The sequence below is a fragment of the Actinomadura macra NBRC 14102 genome, from assembly GCF_001552215.1.
Classification (GTDB): domain Bacteria; phylum Actinomycetota; class Actinomycetes; order Streptosporangiales; family Streptosporangiaceae; genus Spirillospora; species Spirillospora macra.
Genome location: NZ_BCQT01000006.1, coordinates 1 through 21001, shown reverse-complemented (window position 1 = coordinate 21001; position 21001 = coordinate 1). Strand labels below are relative to the sequence as shown.

Annotated in this window: 20 protein-coding genes; 8 read left to right on the top strand and 12 right to left on the bottom strand. The window is 71.9% G+C overall.

The window, feature by feature from the left end:
- Positions 1–40 precede the first annotated feature (40 nt).
- Positions 41–244 (bottom strand): response regulator, encoded by a 204-nt coding sequence (locus AMA02S_RS44940; RefSeq protein ID WP_174550948.1) that lies wholly within the window; start codon positions 242–244, stop codon positions 41–43.
- Between the two features lie 304 nt (positions 245–548).
- Here AMA02S_RS44940 and AMA02S_RS09290 point away from each other — a divergent pair, with 304 nt between their 5' ends.
- On the top strand, positions 549–974 hold the full coding sequence (locus AMA02S_RS09290) for an ATP-binding protein (protein ID WP_084264932.1): 426 nt from the start codon (positions 549–551) through the stop codon (positions 972–974).
- A gap of 213 nt (positions 975–1187) precedes the next feature.
- On the opposite strand, the gene AMA02S_RS09285 is transcribed toward AMA02S_RS09290, so the two are convergent.
- Entirely contained in the window at positions 1188–1955 is a 768-nt protein-coding gene (locus tag AMA02S_RS09285; RefSeq protein ID WP_067454879.1) for an IclR family transcriptional regulator, read from the bottom strand.
- A gap of 92 nt (positions 1956–2047) precedes the next feature.
- Between AMA02S_RS09285 and hutH the strand changes: the two genes are divergently transcribed.
- The 5 genes from hutH to hutI are packed head-to-tail and all read left to right on the top strand — an operon-like array spanning position 2048 to position 9127.
- The gene (gene hutH / locus AMA02S_RS09280; RefSeq protein WP_067454875.1) at positions 2048–3592 is read left to right on the top strand and encodes a histidine ammonia-lyase; all 1545 of its coding nucleotides are present in this window, start codon (positions 2048–2050) and stop codon (positions 3590–3592) included.
- A gap of 10 nt (positions 3593–3602) precedes the next feature.
- Positions 3603–5387: a urocanate hydratase gene (gene hutU, locus AMA02S_RS09275; RefSeq protein WP_245667424.1), complete on the top strand. Its 1785-nt coding sequence runs from the start codon at positions 3603–3605 to the stop codon at positions 5385–5387.
- The gene (locus tag AMA02S_RS09270; protein WP_067454872.1) at positions 5384–6598 is read left to right on the top strand and encodes an allantoate amidohydrolase; all 1215 of its coding nucleotides are present in this window, start codon (positions 5384–5386) and stop codon (positions 6596–6598) included. Before hutU ends, AMA02S_RS09270 begins: the two co-directional genes overlap by 4 nt.
- 9 nt (positions 6599–6607) lie before the next feature.
- Positions 6608–7951, top strand: a complete 1344-nt coding sequence (locus tag AMA02S_RS09265) for a formimidoylglutamate deiminase (RefSeq protein WP_067454869.1) — start codon at positions 6608–6610, stop codon at positions 7949–7951.
- Between the two features lie 12 nt (positions 7952–7963).
- The gene (gene hutI / locus AMA02S_RS09260; protein WP_218004896.1) at positions 7964–9127 is read left to right on the top strand and encodes an imidazolonepropionase; all 1164 of its coding nucleotides are present in this window, start codon (positions 7964–7966) and stop codon (positions 9125–9127) included.
- A gap of 11 nt (positions 9128–9138) precedes the next feature.
- Here hutI and AMA02S_RS09255 read toward each other — a convergent pair whose 3' ends face one another.
- From AMA02S_RS09255 to AMA02S_RS09235, 5 genes are all read right to left on the bottom strand, one after another.
- Entirely contained in the window at positions 9139–9783 is a 645-nt protein-coding gene (locus AMA02S_RS09255) for a Uma2 family endonuclease (RefSeq protein ID WP_157430481.1), read from the bottom strand.
- Between the two features lies 1 nt (position 9784).
- Complete coding sequence (locus AMA02S_RS09250; RefSeq protein WP_067456800.1) at positions 9785–10279, bottom strand: flavin reductase family protein; 495 nt, start codon at positions 10277–10279, stop codon at positions 9785–9787.
- A complete protein-coding gene (sppA, locus tag AMA02S_RS09245; RefSeq protein WP_067454845.1) occupies positions 10264–11967 on the bottom strand; it encodes a signal peptide peptidase SppA in 1704 nt (567 codons plus the stop codon). The genes AMA02S_RS09250 and sppA overlap by 16 nt, the downstream gene beginning before the upstream one ends.
- A gap of 31 nt (positions 11968–11998) precedes the next feature.
- A complete protein-coding gene (locus AMA02S_RS09240) occupies positions 11999–12508 on the bottom strand; it encodes a PaaI family thioesterase (protein ID WP_245667422.1) in 510 nt (169 codons plus the stop codon).
- 78 nt (positions 12509–12586) lie between these two features.
- Positions 12587–14029, bottom strand: a complete 1443-nt coding sequence (locus AMA02S_RS09235; RefSeq protein WP_067454842.1) for a serine/threonine-protein kinase — start codon at positions 14027–14029, stop codon at positions 12587–12589.
- Between the two features lie 103 nt (positions 14030–14132).
- On the opposite strand from AMA02S_RS09235, the gene AMA02S_RS09230 reads away from it, so the two are divergent.
- Positions 14133–14993 carry an NUDIX domain-containing protein gene (locus tag AMA02S_RS09230; protein WP_067454839.1) on the top strand — a complete coding sequence of 287 codons (861 nt, stop codon included), beginning with the start codon at positions 14133–14135 and terminating at the stop codon, positions 14991–14993.
- Between the two features lie 3 nt (positions 14994–14996).
- On the opposite strand, the gene AMA02S_RS09225 is transcribed toward AMA02S_RS09230, so the two are convergent.
- The 3 genes from AMA02S_RS09225 to AMA02S_RS09215 all read right to left on the bottom strand — a co-directional run bounded on the left by AMA02S_RS09225 (position 14997) and on the right by AMA02S_RS09215 (position 18302).
- The gene (locus AMA02S_RS09225; RefSeq protein WP_067454836.1) at positions 14997–15362 is read right to left on the bottom strand and encodes an ACT domain-containing protein; all 366 of its coding nucleotides are present in this window, start codon (positions 15360–15362) and stop codon (positions 14997–14999) included.
- 89 nt (positions 15363–15451) lie between these two features.
- Positions 15452–17725 (bottom strand): 1,4-alpha-glucan branching protein GlgB, encoded by a 2274-nt coding sequence (gene glgB / locus AMA02S_RS09220; protein ID WP_067454833.1) that lies wholly within the window; start codon positions 17723–17725, stop codon positions 15452–15454.
- Positions 17726–18092: 367 nt separating this feature from the next.
- A complete protein-coding gene (locus AMA02S_RS09215; protein ID WP_067454830.1) occupies positions 18093–18302 on the bottom strand; it encodes a hypothetical protein in 210 nt (69 codons plus the stop codon).
- A gap of 238 nt (positions 18303–18540) precedes the next feature.
- On the opposite strand from AMA02S_RS09215, the gene AMA02S_RS09210 reads away from it, so the two are divergent.
- Positions 18541–19299: a GntR family transcriptional regulator gene (locus AMA02S_RS09210; RefSeq protein ID WP_067456794.1), complete on the top strand. Its 759-nt coding sequence runs from the start codon at positions 18541–18543 to the stop codon at positions 19297–19299.
- Here AMA02S_RS09210 and AMA02S_RS09205 read toward each other — a convergent pair.
- Both AMA02S_RS09205 and AMA02S_RS09200 read right to left on the bottom strand, forming a co-directional pair.
- Positions 19281–20753 (bottom strand): maltokinase N-terminal cap-like domain-containing protein, encoded by a 1473-nt coding sequence (locus AMA02S_RS09205; RefSeq protein ID WP_067454827.1) that lies wholly within the window; start codon positions 20751–20753, stop codon positions 19281–19283. The two genes, AMA02S_RS09210 and AMA02S_RS09205, sit on opposite strands and share 19 nt — an antisense overlap.
- A 2-nt stretch (positions 20754–20755) precedes the next feature.
- On the bottom strand, positions 20756–21001 hold a 246-nt coding region (locus AMA02S_RS09200), incomplete at its 5' end, for an alpha-glucosidase C-terminal domain-containing protein (protein ID WP_169806802.1).

The window sequence follows — 21001 nt, the reverse complement described above, 5'->3', positions numbered from 1 at the left end:
CCTGAACGGACCGCATCGTGCCGCCTCGCCTTCGTCGCCGCTACCGGCGGTGATGTGAACGAGGTCGACTTTGCGGCGCCCGATGTCCTGGGCGCACGTCGGGTGCGCGCTCGCCGAGCGTGCGCGTGGCCTCGATGCCGGACGAGTCGGGAAGCATGATGTCCATCAGGACGACGTCGGGCCGGTGGCGCTCGACCGCGTCGGGCACCTGGGCGGCGGTGCCGGCCTCGGCCTTGCGCCCCACCGGCCGCGGAAGGACCGGGCCAAGGCGGGACTGTCGAGTCGGGAGCTGGTCGCGGCCGCGGCGAGATAGCCGGACCGGATCGAACGCGTAAAGAATCCAGCGCGCGGCAATCCAGTAGCGCTCGGCGAGCGAATGTTGGGTAGGCGAACAGTTCCGTTCACACACACGTGAACCGGCGGGACGTTCGTGGTGGCGGTGTGCCCGGCCTCGCAGCGGGCGGCCTGGCCGGGGCTTCGCGGACTGGCGTGGCGGTGCCGCCGAGGATTGGAACTGCCTGATGACACCCGTCCTTTGAGGTGAACCCATGCTGCTCGCTGTTGCTCCCGCGGAACCTGCCCTCTCGATGTACTGGCGGAGAGAATTTCAAGGAAGGCCCGACCAGATCCGGCTCGTCCGCGCGTTCGCCGGGCATCTGCTGGTCGACTTCCCCTCCCTGGACGACGTGCTGCTCGTCCTGGACGAGCTGGCCGTCAACGCGATCCGCCACACCCGCTCCGGACAGGCGGGCGGCCGATTCACCGTGGACATCAGCATGGACGTCGCCGGCGTGATCGTCTACGTCGCCGACCAGGGCGGGCCTTGGGAGCCGCACCTGCGGAGCATCTTCGCCCTGGAAGAAGGCGGACGCGGGCTCCTCACCGTGGACGCGCTCGCCGCCACCTGGTCGTGGACAGGAGGCATCGAAGGACGCACCGTCCGCGCCACCTTCCCCTCTGGTGTTCGCTCGTAGGACTCGCTCTGTTGTTTCCTGGGGGGCGACCTCCCAATCCCCCCGGCTGCGCGGCTCGCCACCTCCTCGCTCGCTGGCGCTCGCTGCGGGGGGCGCGGCGCGCCGGGCATGCCCGCTCCGCTCGCAGAGCTCGCTGCGCGTGCCTGTCCCGTAACTGGCGGCTGAGGTTCAAGCTGCCGGGGTTTGCGGCAACGAGGGATGTGTGAGCGCCGGTCAGAGGATTTGAGGGGGGCGGCCAGTTAGGCGGGTCGTCAGGGCTCTTGCCGTTTCCTGGACGGGGGCAGCCAGGGCCGGCCAGGTGTCTTCGGGGCGGTCTTCGCGGCGGAAGGTGACCGTGATGGCGGCCGTGGGGTGGCCGGTGTGGTCGAAGGCGCAGGCGGCGATGCTCGCGAAACCCGCGGTGATGTGGCCGTCCTCGATCGACCAGCCGCGGCGGGTGTCGTCGGCCAGGACGCGGCGGAGGTCGCGCAGGGTCGCGGGGCCCTTGCCGGTGCGGTCGACGAAGAGGCCGGGGAACAGGGCGCGGACCTGGGCCCGGGGCAGGTGGGCGAGCATGGAGCGGCCGCTCGCGGTGAGCTGGGCGGGCATGCGGACGCCCACGTCGGTGACGAGGGTGGCGTGCCGGGGCGGTTGCTCCTTGAGCAGGTAGAGGGTCTCGGCGCCGTGCAGGACGCCCAGTTGCGCGATCTCGCCGACACGGTCCACCAGGCGGCGCAGGAGAGGGCGGGCCAGGCGTTCGAGGGGTTCGTGACGCAGGTAAGCGGAGCCGACCTCGAACGCGGCGACGCCGAGGCCCCAGCGGCGCTCCTCGGGAAGGTAGGCGACGAAGCCGTCCACGGCCATCGCGGTCAGCAGGTGGTAGGTGCTGGAGCGGGGGAGGTCGAGGGTGCGGGCTATCGCGGACGCGGGCAGCGGGCCCGCGGACCCGGCCAGGAGGCGCAGGACGGCGAGGGCCCGGCGGGCGGCGGGGACCTGGCTCATTGTCCGATTGTCTCGTATGCGAGACAGAGGCCGCCGGGCGGCCCTGCCTTCGGGGCCGGCCAGAGGGTCAGATGGTGGGTATGGGTTTCGCTATGGGGGACACGGATGTCCGCGTCGGACCGGATCCGCTGACGTTCGATCAGGTCGCGGCGGTCGCGCGGGACGGTGCGAAGGTTGCGCTGACCGATGAGGCGCTGAAGCTGATCGGCGAATCGCGGGCGCATATCGAGGAACTGTCGGCGCGTCCCACACCCGTCTACGGCGTCTCGACCGGGTTCGGGGCACTGGCGACCCGGCACATCGCGCCCGAGAAGCGGGCCCAGTTGCAGCTGAACATCGTCCGGTCGCACGCGGCGGGATCGGGGCCCGAGGTGGAGCGGGAGGTCGTCCGGGCGCTCATGCTGCTCAGGTTGCGGACGCTGGCCACCGGACGGACCGGAGTGCAGCCCGCCACCGCCAAGACGCTGGCCGCGCTGCTCAATGCGGGCATCACTCCGCAGGTGTTCGAGTACGGGAGCCTCGGGTGTTCGGGGGATCTCGCTCCGCTCGCGCATGTCGCGCTGGCGTTGATCGGCGAAGGGTCGGTCAGGGACGCCGGTGGCGAGCTCAAGCCCGCGGCGGTCGCGCTGGCCGCGGCGGGGATCGAGCCGGTGACGCTGGGCGCCAAGGAGGGCCTCGCCCTGCTGAACGGGACGGACGGGATGCTCGGCATGCTCGTCCTCGCCATCGGGGATCTGCACCGGCTGCTGACCGCGGCGGACGTCGCGGCGGCGATGACCGTTGAGGCGTTGCTGGGTACCGATCGGGTGTTCGCCGCCGACCTGCAGGAACTTCGGCCGCACCCCGGGCAGGCCACGTCGGCCGCGAATCTGCGGGCGCTGCTGGCCGACTCGGAGATCATGGAGTCGCACCGGGGGCCCGACTGCACCCGCGTCCAGGACGCCTATTCGCTGCGCTGCGCACCCCAGGTGAACGGCGCCGCGCGGGACACCCTGGCCCATGCCGAGTTGGTCGCCGGACGGGAGCTGGCGTCGGCCGTCGACAACCCCGTCGTGCTGCCGGACGGGCGGGTGGAGTCCAACGGCAACTTCCACGGCGCCCCCGTCGCCTATGTGCTGGACTTCTTGGCGGTCCCGGCCGCCGACGTCGCGTCGATGTCCGAGCGGCGCACCGACCGGATGCTCGACAAGGGCCGCTCGTCCGGGCTGCCGGCCTTCCTCGCCGACGACCCGGGCGTCGACTCCGGGCACATGATCGCCCAGTACACGCAGGCCGGGATCGTCTCCGAGCTGAAGCGGCTGGCCGTCCCCGCGAGCGCCGACTCCATCCCCAGTTCGGCGATGCAGGAGGACCACGTGTCCATGGGATGGAACGCGGCCCGCAAGCTCCGCAAGGCGGTGGACGGGCTGACCCAGGTGCTCGCCGTCGAGATCCTCACCGCCGCGCGGGCCCTGGACCTGCGCACTCCGCTGCGCCCCGGCCCGGCGACCGCCGCCGTCGTCGCGCGGCTGCGGGAGGTCGTCCCGCCGCCCGGCCCGGACCGCTACCTCGCGCCCGAGATCGCAGCCACCACCGAACTCGTCCGGGACGGCGCGCTCGTCGCCGCCGCCGAGGCCGTCACCGGCCCCCTCTCCTAAGGAGTCCGCAATGTCCGGTCCCCGTCCCGTCCGCGCGCCGCGCGGCACGTCGCTGACCGCTAAGGGCTGGCCGCAGGAGGCCGCCCTGCGCATGATCCAGAACAACCTCGACCCGGAGGTCGCCGAGCACCCCGACGAGCTGGTCGTCTACGGCGGGTCCGGGAAGGCCGCGCGCAGCTGGGACGCGTTCGACGGGATCATCCGGTCCCTGACGGATCTGGAGGGGGACGAGACCCTGCTCGTCCAGTCGGGCAAGCCCGTCGGGATCTTCCGGACGCATGAGTGGGCGCCCCGGGTCCTGATCGCTAACTCCAACCTGGTGCCGCAGTGGGCGACCTGGGAGGAGTTCCGCCGCCTCGAGTCGCTCGGCCTCACGATGTTCGGGCAGATGACCGCCGGATCGTGGATCTACATCGGCACGCAGGGCATCCTCCAGGGCACCTACGAGACGTTCGCGGCCGTCGCCGAGAAGCGGTTCGGCGGCACCCTCGCCGGGACGATCACGCTGACCGCAGGGCTCGGCGGGATGGGCGGCGCGCAGCCGCTCGCCGTCACGATGAACGGGGGCGTGGCGATCTGTATCGAGTGCGACCCGTCCCGCATCGAGCGGCGCGTCGCCCACCGGTACTGCGACGTGCGGGCCGACTCCCTGGACGAGGCGCTCCGGCTCGCCGAGGAGGCCAGGGCGCAGCGGCGTCCGCTGTCGATCGCCGTGCTGGGGAACGCCGCCGACCTCGTCCCCGAACTGCTGCGGCGGGGCGCGCCGATCGACGTCGTCACCGACCAGACCAGCGCGCACGACCCGCTGATGTACCTGCCGCAGGGCGTCGAGTTCGCGGACATGGCCGCCGAGCGCGACAAGGACCCGGCCGGCTTCACCACCCGCGCCCGCGCGTCGATGGCCGCGCACGTCGAGGCGATGGTCGGCTTCCAGGACGCGGGCGCCGAGGTGTTCGACTACGGCAACTCGATCCGCGGGGAGGCGCAGCTCGCCGGGTACACGCGGGCGTTCGACTTCCCCGGGTTCGTCCCCGCCTACATTCGCCCGCTGTTCTGCGAGGGCAAGGGCCCGTTCCGGTGGGCGGCGCTGTCAGGCGACCCGAAGGACATCGCCCGCACCGACCGGGCCATCCTGGAGCTGTTCCCCGACAACGAGCCGCTGACCCGGTGGATCAGGATGGCGGGGGAGCGGGTCCACTTCCAGGGCCTGCCGTCCCGGATCTGCTGGCTCGGCTACGGTGAGCGCGACCGCGCCGGGGAACTGTTCAACGACCTCGTCGCGCGCGGCGAGATCAGCGCGCCGATCGTGCTCGGCCGCGACCACCTCGACTGCGGCTCGGTCGCCAGCCCCTACCGTGAGACCGAGGGCATGGCGGACGGCTCGGACGCCATCGCCGACTGGCCGCTGCTGAACGCGATGCTCAACACCGCGTCCGGCGCCACCTGGGTGTCCATCCACCACGGCGGCGGCGTCGGCATCGGACGGTCCATCCACGCGGGCCAGGTGTGCGTCGCCGACGGTACACCGCTCGCCGGGGAGAAGCTCCGGCGCGTCCTCACCAACGACCCGGGAACCGGCGTCATGCGGCATGTCGACGCGGGATACGAGCGCGCTGTCGAGGTGGCGGACGAGCGGGGTGTCCGGGTTCCCATGAGGGTGTCCGGGGGGAGTGGGGGGTCGTCCCCCCACAATGATGCGCGGGTGTCCGGGGGGAGTGGGGGGTCGTCCCCCCTCGATGATGCGCGGGTGTCCGGGGGGAGTGGGGGGTCGTCCCCCCACAATGAGACGGCATGAGCTTCGAGGAGATGTGGGCGGCGCTGCTGCCCGTCGGACGGGATGAGGCGACCGGCGGCTACCACCGGTTCGCGTGGACGCCGCCGGAGCTGGAGTGCCGCGCCTGGTTCGTGGACGAGGCGCGCCGCCGCGACCTGCCGGTGGAGCACGACGCCAACGGCAACATGGTCGCCTGGTGGTACCCGGACGGCGGGGCGCGCGGCGACGCCGTCCTGACCGGGAGCCACCTGGACTCGGTGCCCGGCGGCGGCGCGTTCGACGGGCCGCTCGGCGTCGTCTCGGCATTCGCGGCCGTCGACTCGCTGCGCGAACGCGGTGCCACACCCCGGCGGCCCATCGGGATCGGGGCCTTCGCGGAGGAGGAGGGCGCGCGGTTCGGGGTCGCGTGCCTCGGGTCGCGGCTGCTGTCGGGGGCGATCGACCCGGAGCGGGCCCGCGGCCTCACCGACGCCGGCGGGCACACCTTCGCCGAGGTCATGCACAACGCCGGGCTCGACCCCCAGGCGATCGGACCCGATGAGGACCTCCTCGGGCGCATCGGCTGCTACATCGAACTCCATGTCGAGCAAGGACGCGCGCTCCGGCAGCCCGTCGGGGTGGCGAGCGCGATCGTCCCGCACGGCCGGTGGCGGTTCGACTTCTCCGGCGAGGGCAACCACGCCGGGACGACCCTGCTGCGCGACCGCCGCGACCCGATGCCGCCGTTCGCCGGGATGGTCCTTGCCGCACGGGAGGCCGCCGAGCGCAACGGCACCGTCGCGACCGTCGGCAAGGTCAGGGTCGAGCCGGGCGGGGTGAACGCCATCGCCTCGTCCGTCACCGCCTGGCTGGACGCGCGCGGACCCGCCGACGAGGCCGTCCGCCGGACGGTCGCGGAGGTGGACGAGGCGGCCAGGGTCGCCGCCCGCGCGCACCGGGTGAGCGTGGACCTGGCCGAGGAGTCCTACACCGAGATCGTCGACTTCAACCTCGCGCTGCGCGACCGCGTCGGCACGGCCGTCGGCTCCTGTCAGGCAGGAGGCGTTCCCGTCCTGCCGACGGGGGCGGGCCACGACGCGGGTGTCCTGTCGGCCCGCGTGCCGGCGGCGATGCTGTTCGTCCGGAACCCGACCGGGATCTCGCACGCGCCCGCCGAACACGCCGAGCCCGCCGACTGTCTGGCGGGAGTGGAGGCACTAACCGTGGTACTTGCTGACCTGGCTTGCGGGTAGAGATCCAATATGCAATGGCATGCCCAGTTCGCCTGGCTCGGTGACGGTGTCGCCCCGGACGTGCTCATCGAGGCCGACGGCGAACGGATCACGAGCGTCACCCGCGACGTCTCCTCCCCGGGGGACGCGCTCCACCTGCCCGGCCTGACCCTGCCGGGTCTGGCCAACGCCCATTCCCACGCCTTCCATCGCGCCCTGCGCAGCCGTGTGCAGACCCAGCGGGGGACCTTCTGGACGTGGCGTGACCAGATGTACAAGGTCGCCGACCGGCTCGACCCCGACTCCTACCGTGCGCTGGCCAGGGCGGTGTTCGCCGAGATGGCCCTCGCCGGGATCAGTTGCGTCGGCGAGTTCCACTACCTGCACCACCAGCCCGGCGGCGCCCCCTACGACGACCCCAACGCGATGGGCGAAGCCCTGATCGCCGCCGCCGGGGACGCGGGCATCAGGATCACCCTCCTCGACACCTGCTACCTCACCGGCGGCATCGGGCAGCCGCTCCAGGGGCCGCAGCTCCGCTTCGGCGACGGCACCGCGGGCAACTGGGCGCGCCGCGTCGACAGCCTCTACGAGCACACCGACAAGGCGCGCCTGCACGCCCGCGTCGGCGCCGCGATCCACTCCGTCCGCGCGGTGCCCCCCGAGCAGCTGCGCGCCGTCGCGTCCTGGGCGCGCGACCATCGGGCGCCGCTGCACGTCCACTTGTCGGAGCAGCCCGCCGAGAACCAGGACTGCCTGGACGTCTACGACATGACGCCCACGCGGCTCCTCGCCGAGGCCGGTGCCCTGGGCGCGTTGACCACCGCCGTCCACGCCACCCATCTCACCGAGGAGGACATCGGCCTGCTCGGCACCACCATGACCGGTGTGTGCATGTGCCCCACCACCGAACGCGACCTCGCCGACGGCATCGGCCCCGCCCGCGACCTCGCCGACGCGGGCTCGCCGATCTGCCTCGGCTCCGACCAGCACGCCGTCCTCGACCTGTTCGAGGAGGCCCGCGCCGTCGAGCTGAACGAGCGGCTCCGCACCCGCGTCCGCGGGCACTGGACGGCCGGGGAATTGATCACCGCCGCCACGTCCGCCGGCCACTACGGCCTCGGCTGGCCCGAGGCGGGCCGCCTGGAACCCGGCGCCTACGCCGACCTCGTCACCGTGGACCTCGGCTCGGTCCGCACCGCCGGGGCCGGCCCGGGGCATCTCGCCGAGACCGCCGTCTTCGCCGCCACCGCGGCCGACGTCCGGCACGTGGTCGTCTCCGGGCGCCAGATCGTCCACGACGGTCGCCACCTGCTCATCGACGACGTTCCGGCCATCCTGGCAGGCGCCGTCAGCACCGTGACGGGAGCGTGAGATCCTGCCGTGGTGAGCATCGCCATCACGAACATCGGGGAACTGGTCACCAACGAGCCCGGCACCGGAGAAGGCCCCCTCGGCGTCCTCCACGACGCCGCCGTCGTGATCGACGGCGGCACGATCGCCTGGACGGGTCCGACCGCCGAGGCCCCCGCCGCCGACGAGTCCTTCGACGCCGCCGGACGGGCCGTCCTCCCCGGCTTCGTGGACTCCCACGCCCACCTCGTCTTCGCGGGCGAGCGCGCCGAGGAGTTCGCCGCCCGCATGAGCGGCGTCCCCTACGGCGCGGGGGGCATCCGCACCACGGTCGCCCGTACCCGCGCCGCGTCCGACGACGATCTGCGCGCCAACCTGCGCCGCCTCGTGGACGAGATGGCCCGGCAGGGGAACACGACGGTCGAGTGCAAGTCCGGCTACGGTCTCACGGTCGAGCATGAGGAACGCGCCGTCCGCATCGCCGCCGAACTGGCCGACGAGGTCACCTACCTCGGCGCCCACGTGGTCCCGTCGGAGTACGGGGGCGACACCGACGCCTACGTCGGCCTCGTCACCACCGACATGCTCGCCGCCTGTGCGCCCCACGCCCGCTGGGTGGACGTCTTCTGCGAGGACGGCGCCTTCGACGTCGATCAGGCCCGTACCGTCCTCCAGGCCGGCATGAAGGCGGGCCTGGCCCCCCGCGTCCACGCCAACCAGCTCGCCCAGGGCCCCGGCGTCGGCCTCGCCGTGGAGCTCGACGCCGCGTCCGCCGACCACTGCACGTTCCTCAGCGACGCCGACGTCGACGCCCTCGCGTCCTCCCGCACCGTGGCGACGCTTCTCCCGGGCGTCGAGTTCTCCACTCGCCAGCCCTATCCGGACGCCCGCCGCCTCCTGGACGCCGGCGCCACCGTCGCGCTCGCCACCGACTGCAATCCCGGCTCCTGCTACAGCTCCAGCATGGCGTTCTGCATCGCCGTCGCCGTCCGCGACATGCACATGACCCCTGCCGAAGCCGTCTGGTCCGCCACCGCCGGCGGCGCCCGCGCCCTGCGCCGCACCGATGTCGGTCATCTGGCCCCCGGTGCACGCGCGGACGTCCTGGTGCTGGACGCCCCGTCCCACATCCACCTGGCCTACCGTCCTGGCGTCCCCCAGGTGGCCGCAGTCTGGAAGGCCGGCCGCAAGGTCTGAACCCGCCCCATTCAGACGGGTGGCCCCACATCGAGGTCCTGCCAGCCGATCTGGATCTCGAAGGGTACGGTGATGTCGAGCGCCCAGATGTCCCGGTCTCGGTGGGTGACGCTGATCCGGGAATAGGTGGTGTCCGAGGCGATCAGGGCATAATGCTCCACAATTGTCGCCCCGACCTCATCAAACTGGATAATGAGATAGTGCGGAATGCGTGACTTGGCGTATTCGCCCATCTTGTGGATGCGGTCGCGTGATTCCGACCAACGGGAGATCACTTCGGCGACAATGATCGCGTCCCCTGCCTGGAGCATCTCGAACTGTTCCCGGCAGCGGTGGACGATGACGTCGGGCTTGCGAATCGTCAGCGGGACCTCCCAGAGCAGGAGGTTCACCTCGGTGTTGATCTCATAGCAGGGGGCGTTGGCCCCCGGGTGCGTCGACCGGTACTTTCGCACCGCTGTCTCGAAGGCGCCGGCGAGGCGGAACGCCGTCTTCTGGTGGGGACGACTGCGCTCTTCGCGGAGGACGAGGTTGCCCTCTGCCACCTCGAAGTCGTTCCACTTCTCCTCACCGGCGGCGAGGTAGTCGTCGAGGGTGAGAGCGAAGGGCAGTTCCGGCGAGTGTGCTGTCATGTCGCCATCATCGCGATCCGGCACTCTATTCACCCCCGAGATAGCGGCGATTGACTCTTATTAGTGGTTTTTCGCCGCGGGTGATGTAGTCCGCCGCGAGGACTTCGGCGATGAAGAGGGTGTGGTCGCCCGCCTCGATGGTCTGGCGGGTCTCGCATTCCAGGGCGGCCAGTCCGGTGTCGGGGAGCAGGGCGTCCGAGAGGGAGCCGCGGTGGTGGGGCTCGCTCGCGAGGAGGAGGCGGGCGCTCGGGCGGCCCTCGGCGGCGAAGCGGCCCGCGAGGGCGCGCTGGCCCACGGCGAGGACGGTCGCCGCCCAGCGCTCCCGGCGGTGCAGGACCTCGGTCAGGTAGGACGATGACGCCACGCCCGCCAGGACCATCGGCGGCTCAAGGGACACCGACATGAACGAGGTCACGGTCGTACCGAGGTCGTCGCGGCCGTCGCGGACGGTCAGCACGACCACGCCTGTGGCAAAGCCCGCGACGGCCTCGACGAAGTCGGTGCTCAGCGGATCTCCCAGGAACCCGGGAGGGTGAGGGGGCCGGTGGCGGGCAGGCCGAGGCGGGCGGCGAGGCCGCCGAGGGAGCCCCAGCCGTCGAAACGGGCGGACGCGGCGGTGCGGTCCTCGCTGGACTCCGGCGGACGCAGCCGCTCCAGCGGCGAGGTGTGCGGGTAGGTGCGGACCGGGGCGTCGGCGGCCAGACCGGACTTCTTGCGGGCCAGGTCGAGGGCCAGGTCGAGGCCGCCCAGCTCGTCCACCAGGCCGCCGTCCTTGGCGTCGGCGCCCGTCCAGACGCGGCCCCGGGCGAGCTCGTGGACGCGGTCGCGCGGCAGCTCGCGTCCCTCGGCGACCTTGGCCGTGAAGTCGTCGTAGATCCGGTCGAGGGAGGCGTTGATCCGCTCCCACTCGGAGTCGCTGAAGTCCTTGGTGGCGCTGAACATGCGGGCGTGCTCGCCGTCGGCGACCGAGCCGAGGCCGATGCCGACGCGGGCCAGCAGGTCGTTCACGACGGCCTTGCCGACGACGACGCCGATCGAACCGGTGATCGTGCCGGGCTGCGCGACGATCGTGTCCGCGGCCATCGCCACGTAGTAGCCGCCGGAGGCGGCGACGTCGCCCATCGAGACGATCACGGGTTTGCCCGCGCGGCGGGCCAGCACCACCTCGCGCCAGATCGCGTCGGACGCCACGGCGGAGCCACCGGGGCTGTTCACGCGGAAGACGATCGCCTTGACGCGGTCGTCCTTGGTGGCGGCCCGGAACGCGGCGCCGACCGTGTCCGAGCCCATCGCGGGGCCGGAGTTCGGCAGCGGGCCGCCGCGACCGCTGCGGCCGAGACGGATCGGGCCGTGCCCGTTGATGAGGGCGACGACGTCCTGCCGGCCCGGCTGCGGGATGCGGCGGGCGAGGCCGTGCGTGCGGTTGTAGCGGGCCACGTAGCGGAGCTGGACCGACTCCCCGAACTGCTCGCGGAGGTCGGCGTACACCTCGTCGCGGTAGCCGAGCCGGTCGACCAGGCCCTCCTCCAGTGCCTCGTCGGCGAGGAGCGGGCCGCGGTCGGTGAGCTCGCGGACCCTGTCGACGGGCAGGTCGCGGGCGGCGGCGATGCCCGCGGTGATCTGCTCGCCGATCGACGTCACGAGCCGCTGGGACGACTCCTCGTGCTCGGGCGTGTACGTCTTCTCCATGAACGTGTTGGCCATGGTCTTGTACTCGTACCGCTTGGCGAAGCGCGGCTGGACGCCCGCCTTCTCCAGCGCGCCCGCGAAGAAGGGCTCCTCCAGCGCCACGCCGGTGAGGCCCACCTCGCCCGTGGGTTGCAGGTAGACCTTGTCGAAGCCGGTGGCCAGGTAGAACGGGACGGTGCCGCGGCCGCCCTCGCCGAAGGTCTCCGCCCAGGCGACGGCGAGCTTGCCCGCCTCGCGGAACCCCTGGACGGCCTCCCGCAGTTCCTGCGCGAGCGCCAGGCCGACCCCGCCGGTGACCTTTACGACCAGGGCCCGCACCCGGCTGTCGGAGCGGGCGCGACGCAGCCCGTCCAGGACGTCGCGCAGGCTCGTCCGACGCATGGACATGATCGCCGAGATCGGGTCCGCGGGCGCGGACTCCATCAGGCCCTCGGTGAGGTCCAGCTCCAGGATCAGCGGGGCCGTCCGCCGGTCCCGGGCCTGCTTGATGACGTTGACGACTGTGCCGGGATCCACCATGACCCCACCCTATGCGCTGGCGAGGGGGCCCTCAGCGTGCGAAGGCGCGGTTGGGCAGGACGCTTCCCGACGCCTGCGCGACGGGGCGGCCCCGCGCATCGGCGATGACCGCGGTGGCGACCATGCGGGTGCTTCCGGGGTGCACGGACGTCCCGGTCACGGTGTAGGTCTCACCGGCGCTGACGGCGCGCAGGTAGTCGATGTTCAGGTTGAGGGTGAGCATCGGCATGAAGTGCTCGCACGTACTGCTGGCGGCGAGGCACACCGCGTTGTCCAGGATCATGGCGATGTAGCCGCCGTGGACGGTCCCGCCGGGGTTGCACAGGCCCTCGTGCGGCGTCCAGGAGATCTCCACCCGGCCCGGCTCCGCGGACACGATCACCTGGCGGATGTAGTCGTTGATGTCGGAGATCTGCGGGAAACGCCCATCGCTCATGGCCTGGATCAGCTCCGCCCCCGAGAGCGTGTTCCACAGCTCGACCGCGTCCCCGCTGATCGTCTCCCCGCCGGACGAGAGGTCCGGGCTCGCCTCGACCCTCACTCGATCCCCCTGATCATGAGACTCCCCGCAGCGTATGCGCGCGGAGCACCGGGCGGCACTGTGCGGTTCGTCACGGGCTCAGCCTTCGCGGCGGAGCGTTCCCCTGGTCGTCCCCACGCCGGGCGAGGTGTACTCCAGCGTGCCGGACACCAGTCTCAGCGTCACCGTGCCGCCGATGCAGAACCCGGTCGTCCCGTTGCTGTCCTGCGGAGTCTCCTGGAACACGACCGTCGACCCGGACACGCTGGTGGCGACGAGCGTGTCGTGGCAGCCCCACGTCTCGTATTCGGAGGTACCCCCGTTGGTGCCCGCCTTCAGCTTCACCGTCGCGGTCGTGGACGAGTCGCCCATGGTGATCCCGCCCGTCTGCGTCAGCGTGCCCTTCCAGGTCCCGTCGAACCCGGCCGGAACCCCGCCGGCCGAGGACGGCCCGCCCGTCGACCCCGCCGTGGCGGTGGGCGGCGTGGTCGAGTTCCGGCCGGCCGTGGCGCTGGGCGGCCTGCCCGCCCGTGACGGCGAATCCTTTTCGTCCTTTGTCAGGACGTACACCGCCGCGCTCGCCGCCACGGCCGCGACGAGGCACAGGGCGACGGCGGCGGCGACGAGCCGCCCGCGGCCGCGGGCCGTCGCGGGGGCGGCGGTGTCCGTGGTCGGTGGGAGTCCCGGCATGCCGTGTCCCGGCGGCGGGACCGGCGCGCCCATCGGGTTCGGGACGGTGGGCGGACCGGCGGACGGGTCGACGAGCCGCACCATCAGGTCGCGGGCGGCGGGGCGTCTGGACGGGTCCTTGGCGAGACACTCGGCGAGCAGCGGGAGCAGGGACGGCGGCACCCCGCCGAGGTCGGGTTCACCGTTGGCGATGCGGTGCAGGGTGGCCGGGACGCTGGTCGCCGGCCCGAACGGCGGATGGCCGGTGGCCGCGTACACCATGGTGCCCGCCCAGGCGAACACGTCGGAGCGGTCCGTCGGAGGGTGCCCGTCCAGCCATTCGGGGGCGAAGTACGCAGGCGTGCCGACGAGCTGGGTGTGGGTCTCGGCGTCGATGGCACGCGCGATGCCGAAGTCGACGACGCGGGGCCCGTCCGGGCCGAGCAGGACGTTCGCGGGCTTGAGGTCGCGGTGCACGATCCCGGCGCCGTGGATGGCGGCGAGCGCGCTCGCGGTATTGACCGCCAGCCGCTCCAGGTCGCCGCCGCGCAGCGGCCCGTGCTCCAGGACGCGCTGCTGGAGGGACGGCCCGTCGATGAACTCGCTGACCACGTAGGGCAGCTCGTCGTCGGCCGAGGAATCGAGGATGGCCGCCGTGCAGAACGCGGCGACCTGCTGGGCCGCGCGCATCTCCCGCGCGAAGCGCGTGCGGGCCGAGGAATCGGTGGTCTTCAGCATCTTGACCGCGACGCGTTCCCCGGACGGCCCCTCCCCGAGGTACACCACGCCTTGACCGCCCTCGCCGAGCCGGCCGGTCAGCCGGTAGCGGCCGGCGGCGCGGGGATCGTCGTGATCCAGCGGCAGGACGGGCATTGCAGGCTCCTCGGGACTGTCTCACATGGACAGGGTCCACCGGCGTCGCCCCCCAACGACGCCTCCACCGTACTGGGATCGTCCAGCGGATATCGTCGGCCCCATGGGAGACGGCGACGGCTGGGCCGGATGCGGGCAGGGCCACACACACTGGGGCCGGTTCGGCGCCGCCGGGCTGCTGGCCTACCACCGCGACACGGACGGGCAGGTCTGGGTGCTGCTCCAGCAGCGGGCCTGGTGGGGGCTCGGCGGCGGCACGTGGGGCATGTTCGGTGGCGCGCTGCACAGCCATGAAGACCCCGTGACCGGCGCGCTCCGGGAGACGTCCGAGGAGTGCACGCTCGCGCCCGGGGACGTGGACGTGCAGGGCACCAGCGTCGAGGATCACGGCGGCTGGTCGTTCACGTCCGTGACGGCCGCCGTGCCCGAGCGGGTCCATGTAGAACCGGCGTCACGGGAGACGCGCAGGGCCGAGTGGGTGCGCGCCGAGGAGGTCGAGGAGCGCAAACTGTTCGCGCCGTTCGCCCGTTCTTGGCCCCGCCTTCAGGACGCGATGAAGAAGCTCGTCCTCGTCGTGGACGCGGCGAACGTCGTCGGCGCGCGCGCGGACGGCTGGTGGAAGGACCGTGCGGGCGCCAACGCCCGTCTTCGTGACGAGCTTTCGGTGCTGAACAGGGGTGTTCAGGGCGTGCCAGGAGGGCTCGTCTCCTACGACCAGGCTTTTCCGGAAGTCGTCCTGGTGGTCGAGGGCGCGGCGCGGAAGGTGGCCGACGAGCAGGGGGACGGCGTGAGCGTCGTCGCGGCGCCCGGCAGCGGTGATGACCATATCGTCGGCCTGCTCACCGACCCGCGCCCGGACACCGTCCACCTGGTCGTGACGGCCGACCGGGGGCTCCGCGCCCGCTGTGAGGGTGCCGGCGCCGCCGTCACCGGTCCCCGCTGGCTCCTCGACCGCCTCCCCTGACCGTCAGGGAGCCGTGACGCGGTGACCGGCGTCCGTGAGGGTGTCGGTGGCGTGCTTCAGCCGATGTTCGGGGACCAGCACCAGGTCGGCGTGGTAGGTGGACGCGACGAACACCGGCACGCCCGCCTCGGCCAGGGGGCCGACGATCGCCGCCAGCATCCCGGGGGTGTCCAGGCCGTGGCCCGCGTCGCCGTAGAAGCCGATCCACCGCTCCGCCTCCGCGAACGGCGAGGCGTCCCGGACGACGGTGAGGCCCTCGGGTGCCCGCACGAGCGCGATCCATTCATCGTCCTCGGGGAACGTCGCGTTCGGCAGGTGCTCCACCATGAACTGGGATGGAACGATATGCAGGCGCTGGGCGGCGATCATCCCGTCACCCTATTCGCCCGGCCCACCCCCACGGAGCTCAGATCCAGCGACCTCCGCCCCCACGCGCTGTAGCGCTCGCCCAAGCACGGTCAGGGGGGCGAGCCGCCAGGCGAGCCCTCTTGGGCCGGGATCGAATCCGAAGGCGCCAGCCATATGGCGCCCAGGGGCGGGATGCGGAGGACGGCGGAGGCGGGGAGGCCGTGCCAGGGTTCGGCCGTCGCCTCGACACGGCCGAGGTTGCCGACGCCGCTGCCGCCGTACTCATAGGCGTCGGTGTTGAGGACCTCGCGCCAGCCGCCCTCGTAGGGGAGGCCGAGCCGGTAGTCCTCGTGCGGGTTACCCGCGAAGTTGACGACGCAGGCGAGGGCGGGGGGATCACCGGTCTCGGCCGTCCCGTACCGCACGTAGGACAGGGTGTTGCCGCTCGCATCGTTGCCGTCGATCCAGCGGAAGCCCTCGTGGTCGCTGTCGCGCGTCCACAGTGCGGGCTCCGCCTTGTAGGCGCGGTTCATCTCGCGGACGAGCTTCTGGAGCCCGAGGTGGAGGGCGCCCTCGGCGGCGTTCTCCAGGAGCCACCAGTCCAGGGGGCGCTCCTCGGCCCATTCGGCGCCCTGGCCGAACTCCTGGCCCATGAACAGCAGTTGCTTGCCCGGGTGGGACCACATGTAGGCGAGCAGGGCGCGGAGCCCGGCGAACTGCTGCCAGGTGTCGCCCGGCATCTTGCTGAGCAGTGAGCCCTTGCCGTGCACCACCTCGTCGTGCGACAGCGGCAGGACGTAGTTCTCGGAGAACGCGTACACCATCGAGAACGTGATCTCGTTGTGGTGGTAGTGCCGGAAGACGGGCTCGTGGCGCAGGTATTCGAGCGTGTCGTGCATCCAGCCCATGTTCCATTTGAAGCCGAAGCCGAGCCCGCCGAGATGGGTGGGACGGGAGACGCCTGGCCACGCCGTGGACTCCTCGGCGATCGTCACGATGCCCGGATTGCGCTTGTAGACGGTCGCGTTCATCTCCTGGAGGAACGAGATGGCCTCCAGGTTCTCCCGCCCGCCGTAGATGTTCGGCGACCATTCGCCCTCGTTGCGGGAGTAGTCCAGGTACAGCATGGAGGCCACCGCGTCGACGCGCAGCCCGTCGATGTGGAACTCCTCCAGCCAGAACGAGGCGTTGGCGACCAGGAAGTTGCGGACCTCGGCGCGACCGAAGTTGAAGACGAGCGTGCCCCAGTCGGGGTGCTCGCCGCGGGTGGGGTCGTCGTGCTCGTAGAGGGCGGTGCCGTCAAAGCGCGCGAGCGCCCACTCGTCCTTGGGGAAGTGCGCGGGCACCCAGTCCATGATCACGCCGATGCCGGCCCGGTGCAGTTCGTCGACCAGGTGCCGGAAGTCGTCCGGGCTCCCGAACCGCGAGGTCGGCGCGTAGTAGGACGTCACCTGGTAGCCCCAGGACGGCCCGTACGGGTGCTCGGCGACGGGCATCAGCTCCACATGCGTGAAGCCCATGTCCTTCACGTACGCGGTCAGTTCCTCGGCCAGTTCCCGGTAGCCGAGGCCGGGCCGCCACGAACCGAGGTGCACCTCGTACGCGCTCATCGGCTCATGCAGCCAGTCGTTTCCCTTGCGGCCGTCCATCCACGCGTCGTCCCTCCATTCGTAGGAGGAGGTGAACACGCGTGACGCGGTCGCCGGAGGGTGTTCGGTGGCCTGCGCGAGCGGGTCGGCCTTGGCGCGCCACACGCCGTCCGCGCCGAGGATCTCGAACTTGTAGCACACGCCGTCGCCGACGCCCGGGACGAACAGCTCCCAGACGCCGGTGGAGCCCAGCGAGCGCATCGGGTGGGCGCGGCCGTCCCAGTGGTTGAAGTCGCCCACGACCCGGACACCGCGTGCGGTCGGTGCCCACACCGCGAAACCGACCCCGTTGACCGGGCCGAACGCGGAGGCGTAGGTGCGGACCCGCGCGCCGAGTGCCCGCCACAGCTCCTCGTGCCGTCCCTCGCTGATCAGGTGGAGGTCGAGCTCGCCGAGGGTCGGAAGGTGGCGGTACGGGTCGTCCTGGATGGTCTCGACGCCGTCCCCGTACGTCACGGCGAGCCGGTAGTCGGGCACCGCGAGGGGCGGATCGTCCTCGCTGTCACCGGCGAGCGAGGCGCCCTCCGGCAGCGTGTGCGCGAAGACGCCCTCGTGGACGTGGCGGAGCGGATGTCGGTCGCCGTTCGGCAGAACGATCTCGACCCGTTCGGCGAGCGGCCTCAGCGCCCGCACGGTCACGCCACTCTCGTCGGGATGGGCTCCGAGGATGCCGTGCGGATCGTGATGGTCGCCTCCGACGAGCCGATCGATCTCCGCGCGCGTCACCCGTGCCATGACGTCATGGCCTCCTCGTCCACTGATGGCAGTTCCTCAGTAGGAGTGCCCGGAGATCCGCACGTTTCACGCGAGAGGGCGACCTGTTTCCAGGAGATTGCGGTTTGTTCAGGTGACGCGGGTCACCGGTGGTGGATCAGGGGCCGGTGTTGCGACCGCACGGGCGCCACGACTCTTGATGGGGGGTCGCGCGGAACGCGTCGCCCATGCGGTCACGTCTCCTGAGCCCAGGGGTGACATCGACCCCACCACCCTGGCCTCCATTCCTGTGTCACCTCAGCGCCAGAGGTACCTTCCGTATCGGTTCGTCCTGTCTGTGCCCGTTCCCGCGTGCGAACCGGACCGCGCGGCGGCTCTCATCACTGCCTCACCGGTCCTCGCGCGCCTGGTCCGCCAGGAGCTCGCGCAGCCCGGCCGCGTCGTCCGCGGCCACCGTCATCGCGTATCCCGCCTGGAGTTGGGCGTCCGTCAGGTCGGTGCTGCGGGTGGCGTACCAGCGGCCGGCATCGCTGCGCCACACCTGCCAGCCGGGGAAGTCGCTCTCGATGGCCGTCTTCTGATCCTCGAAGTCGCCCATCAAGGTCGTCCTTTCCCCGAGGCGGCTCTTCTGTATACAAAAGTCTTACTCGGTCTAAGAGGTGTCAAGCTGTCCGTAAGCGGACCGTCTCTCTTGAGATAGCGCGAAGAAGGTATGGATGAGGGTGTGAGGCGGGGTCAGGATCGAACGCCGCGTCGAATCACGGGGGCCGTACACGGGGGGCCGCGCCGGGAACAGCGCCCGAAACAGCGCCCGAAACGAAGGGGAGGTGACGCCGGTGTCGGACCGTCCCGCCTACCTGCGCATCGCCGACACGCTGCGAGAGGGGATACGGGGTGGCAGCCTTCCGCAAGGATCCCGGCTGCCGACCATGGCGGAGCTGTGCGAGATGCACGGTGTCTCGGAGATCGTCGTGCGCCAGGCCATCGCGCTGCTCCGCCAGCAAGGGCTCGTCGAGACCCGCCGCGGCGGTGGCACCGTCGTGCGGGTCATCCCGCCGGCGCGCCGCGTCGCGATGGACCGCTACCGTGCCGTGACCAGGCCGATGGCCGTGCCCGAGACGACCTTCACCCGGGACCAGCGGATCACCTGGGAGGAGTACCGCCTCGACAAGGAGTTCACCCGCGTGCGCGCCGACGACGACCTGGGCGCGCTCTTCGAGCTGCCCACCGGCACCGAACTGCTGCGCCGCCGGTTCGTCTTCTACGCTCGCGGAGAGCCGCAGCAGATCTCCGTCAACTTCCTGCCCTGGGATCTCGTCGGCGATACTCCCATCTCCGACCCGGGGCGCGAGCCGTGGCCCGGCGGGACGCTCGCGCAGCTGGCCTACCTCGGCCACCCGCCGACACGGGTGGAGGAGGCCGTCCGCTCGCGCATGCCGACACCCGAGGAGGCCGAAGCGCTCCGTATGACCGGCGGCGTCCCCGTCCTCGCCATCACCCGCCGGATGCTGGCGGGTGCCGGCGTCATGGAGGTGTGCCGCGACATCGTCCTGCCCGCCGACCGCGTCATCCTCGACTACTCGATCGACCTCTGACCGCCCGCCAGGCGCTCCAGGGAACGGAGCGGGACCGGCAGCCAGGACGGCCGGTTCCGCGCCTCGTACCGGACCTCGTACACCGCCTTGTCCAGCTCGAACGCCCGCACCAGCGCCGTGTGCGCGGCCGGGTCGGGACCGCCGGCCGCCGCGTACCCGGCGCAGAACGCCGCCCGGTTGCGCTCCGCCCACACCTGGGCGCGCCGCTCCAGCACGTCCGCCGACTCCGGGGGCATCTCGTCACCTCCGGCCAGCAGGAACCGCGCGGCGTACTCGAACGAGCGCAGCATCCCGGCGACGTCGCGGAGCGGGTGCGCGGGGGCGCGCCGCTCGGCGGGGGTCCGGGCCGGCTCGCCCTCGAAGTCCAGCAGCACCCAGCCGGACTCGGTCCGCATGACCTGGCCGAGGTGGTAGTCGCCGTGGACGCGCTGCACCGGCAGCGGGTCGTCGCTCGCCGCGAGCCGGTCGAACACCGCGCGGATCGCCGGGGCGTGCGGGCGCAGCTCGGGGACGGCGGCACCGACCCGATCGAGCTGCGCGGCCATCCCTCGGGCCATCGCGCGCAGATCGTCCGCCGCCGCTCGCGTCACACCGAACGCCGCCGCGAGGTCGCGATGCACTTGCGCGGTGGCCGCGCCGAGCCGTTCCGCCTCCGCGGCGAAGTCGCCTCCGGCCGCCGCCGCGTCGCCCACCGTCAGCGCGCCGGCCGGGCCCGGTGGCGCGGCGGGAGAGCCGGGCGGGGCGTGCAGCGGCTCGGGTTGGGCGAACCAGTCGCGGACGCTGGTGAGCGCGAGTCGCCAGCCGTCCGTCCCGGTGCGCAGGAACTCCGAGAGCAGCGCGAGGGTGATGGGCTCGCCGCCCGCACCGTCCGGCGGCTCCATCTCGATCCAGCCGTGCACGGCCGGGACGTGCGTGCAGCCCTCGCGCGACAGGGCGAGGTTGACCTCCAGGTCGGGGTTCACGCCGGGGGACAGGCGCCGGAAGAGCTTGCAGATGTACGTCCCGCCGAAGACCAGGGACGTGTTGCTCTGCTCGGCTGTGACGGGCGTTCCGTCCAGGTCCGTCCGGATGTCCGCGCCGGGCGTGTGGCGGAACCGCAGCGGGCCGACGGTCGTCTCCCGGGCCATGTGCGTCAGCAGGGGGCGGGCGAGCTCCGGGTCGTGGGCCGCGTCGTAGAGGTATCCGGGGGTGTCTCCGGCGAACTGCCCGATCTGGTGCGGGCGCAGCCGCTCGGGCAGGTGGCGGCGGATGCCGAGGAGGAGCTGGTAGTGGTCGGTGGTGGTGTTCTGGCGGACGTCGAGGACGAGGTGGTGGAGGCCGGGGTCGCCGGGGACGAGTTCGGTCGAGGTGTCGATGGTGAGCTCGTCGATGGGGCTGTCCTTGCCGCCGAACCACCGCTGCCGGGGCAGCCATCCCGCCAGGAGCCGGGTCAGGGAACGGTCGGGCGGCCGCATGACTACATCACTCCTTCGTCCCGCTCCTCGGGCGGCGGCGGGAGCAGGAACCAGTAGAACCCGTGACCCGGCAGCGTCAGCAGGTAGGGGAGTTCTCCGATGGCGGGGAACTGCACGCCGCCCATGCATTCGATCGGGGTCGAGTCCCGGAAGCGCCGCAGGTCCAGTTCCACCGGCTGCGGGAATCGCGACAGATTGTTCACGCAGAGGACGGTGTCCATGCCGCCCCACTGGTTGGTGTCACCATT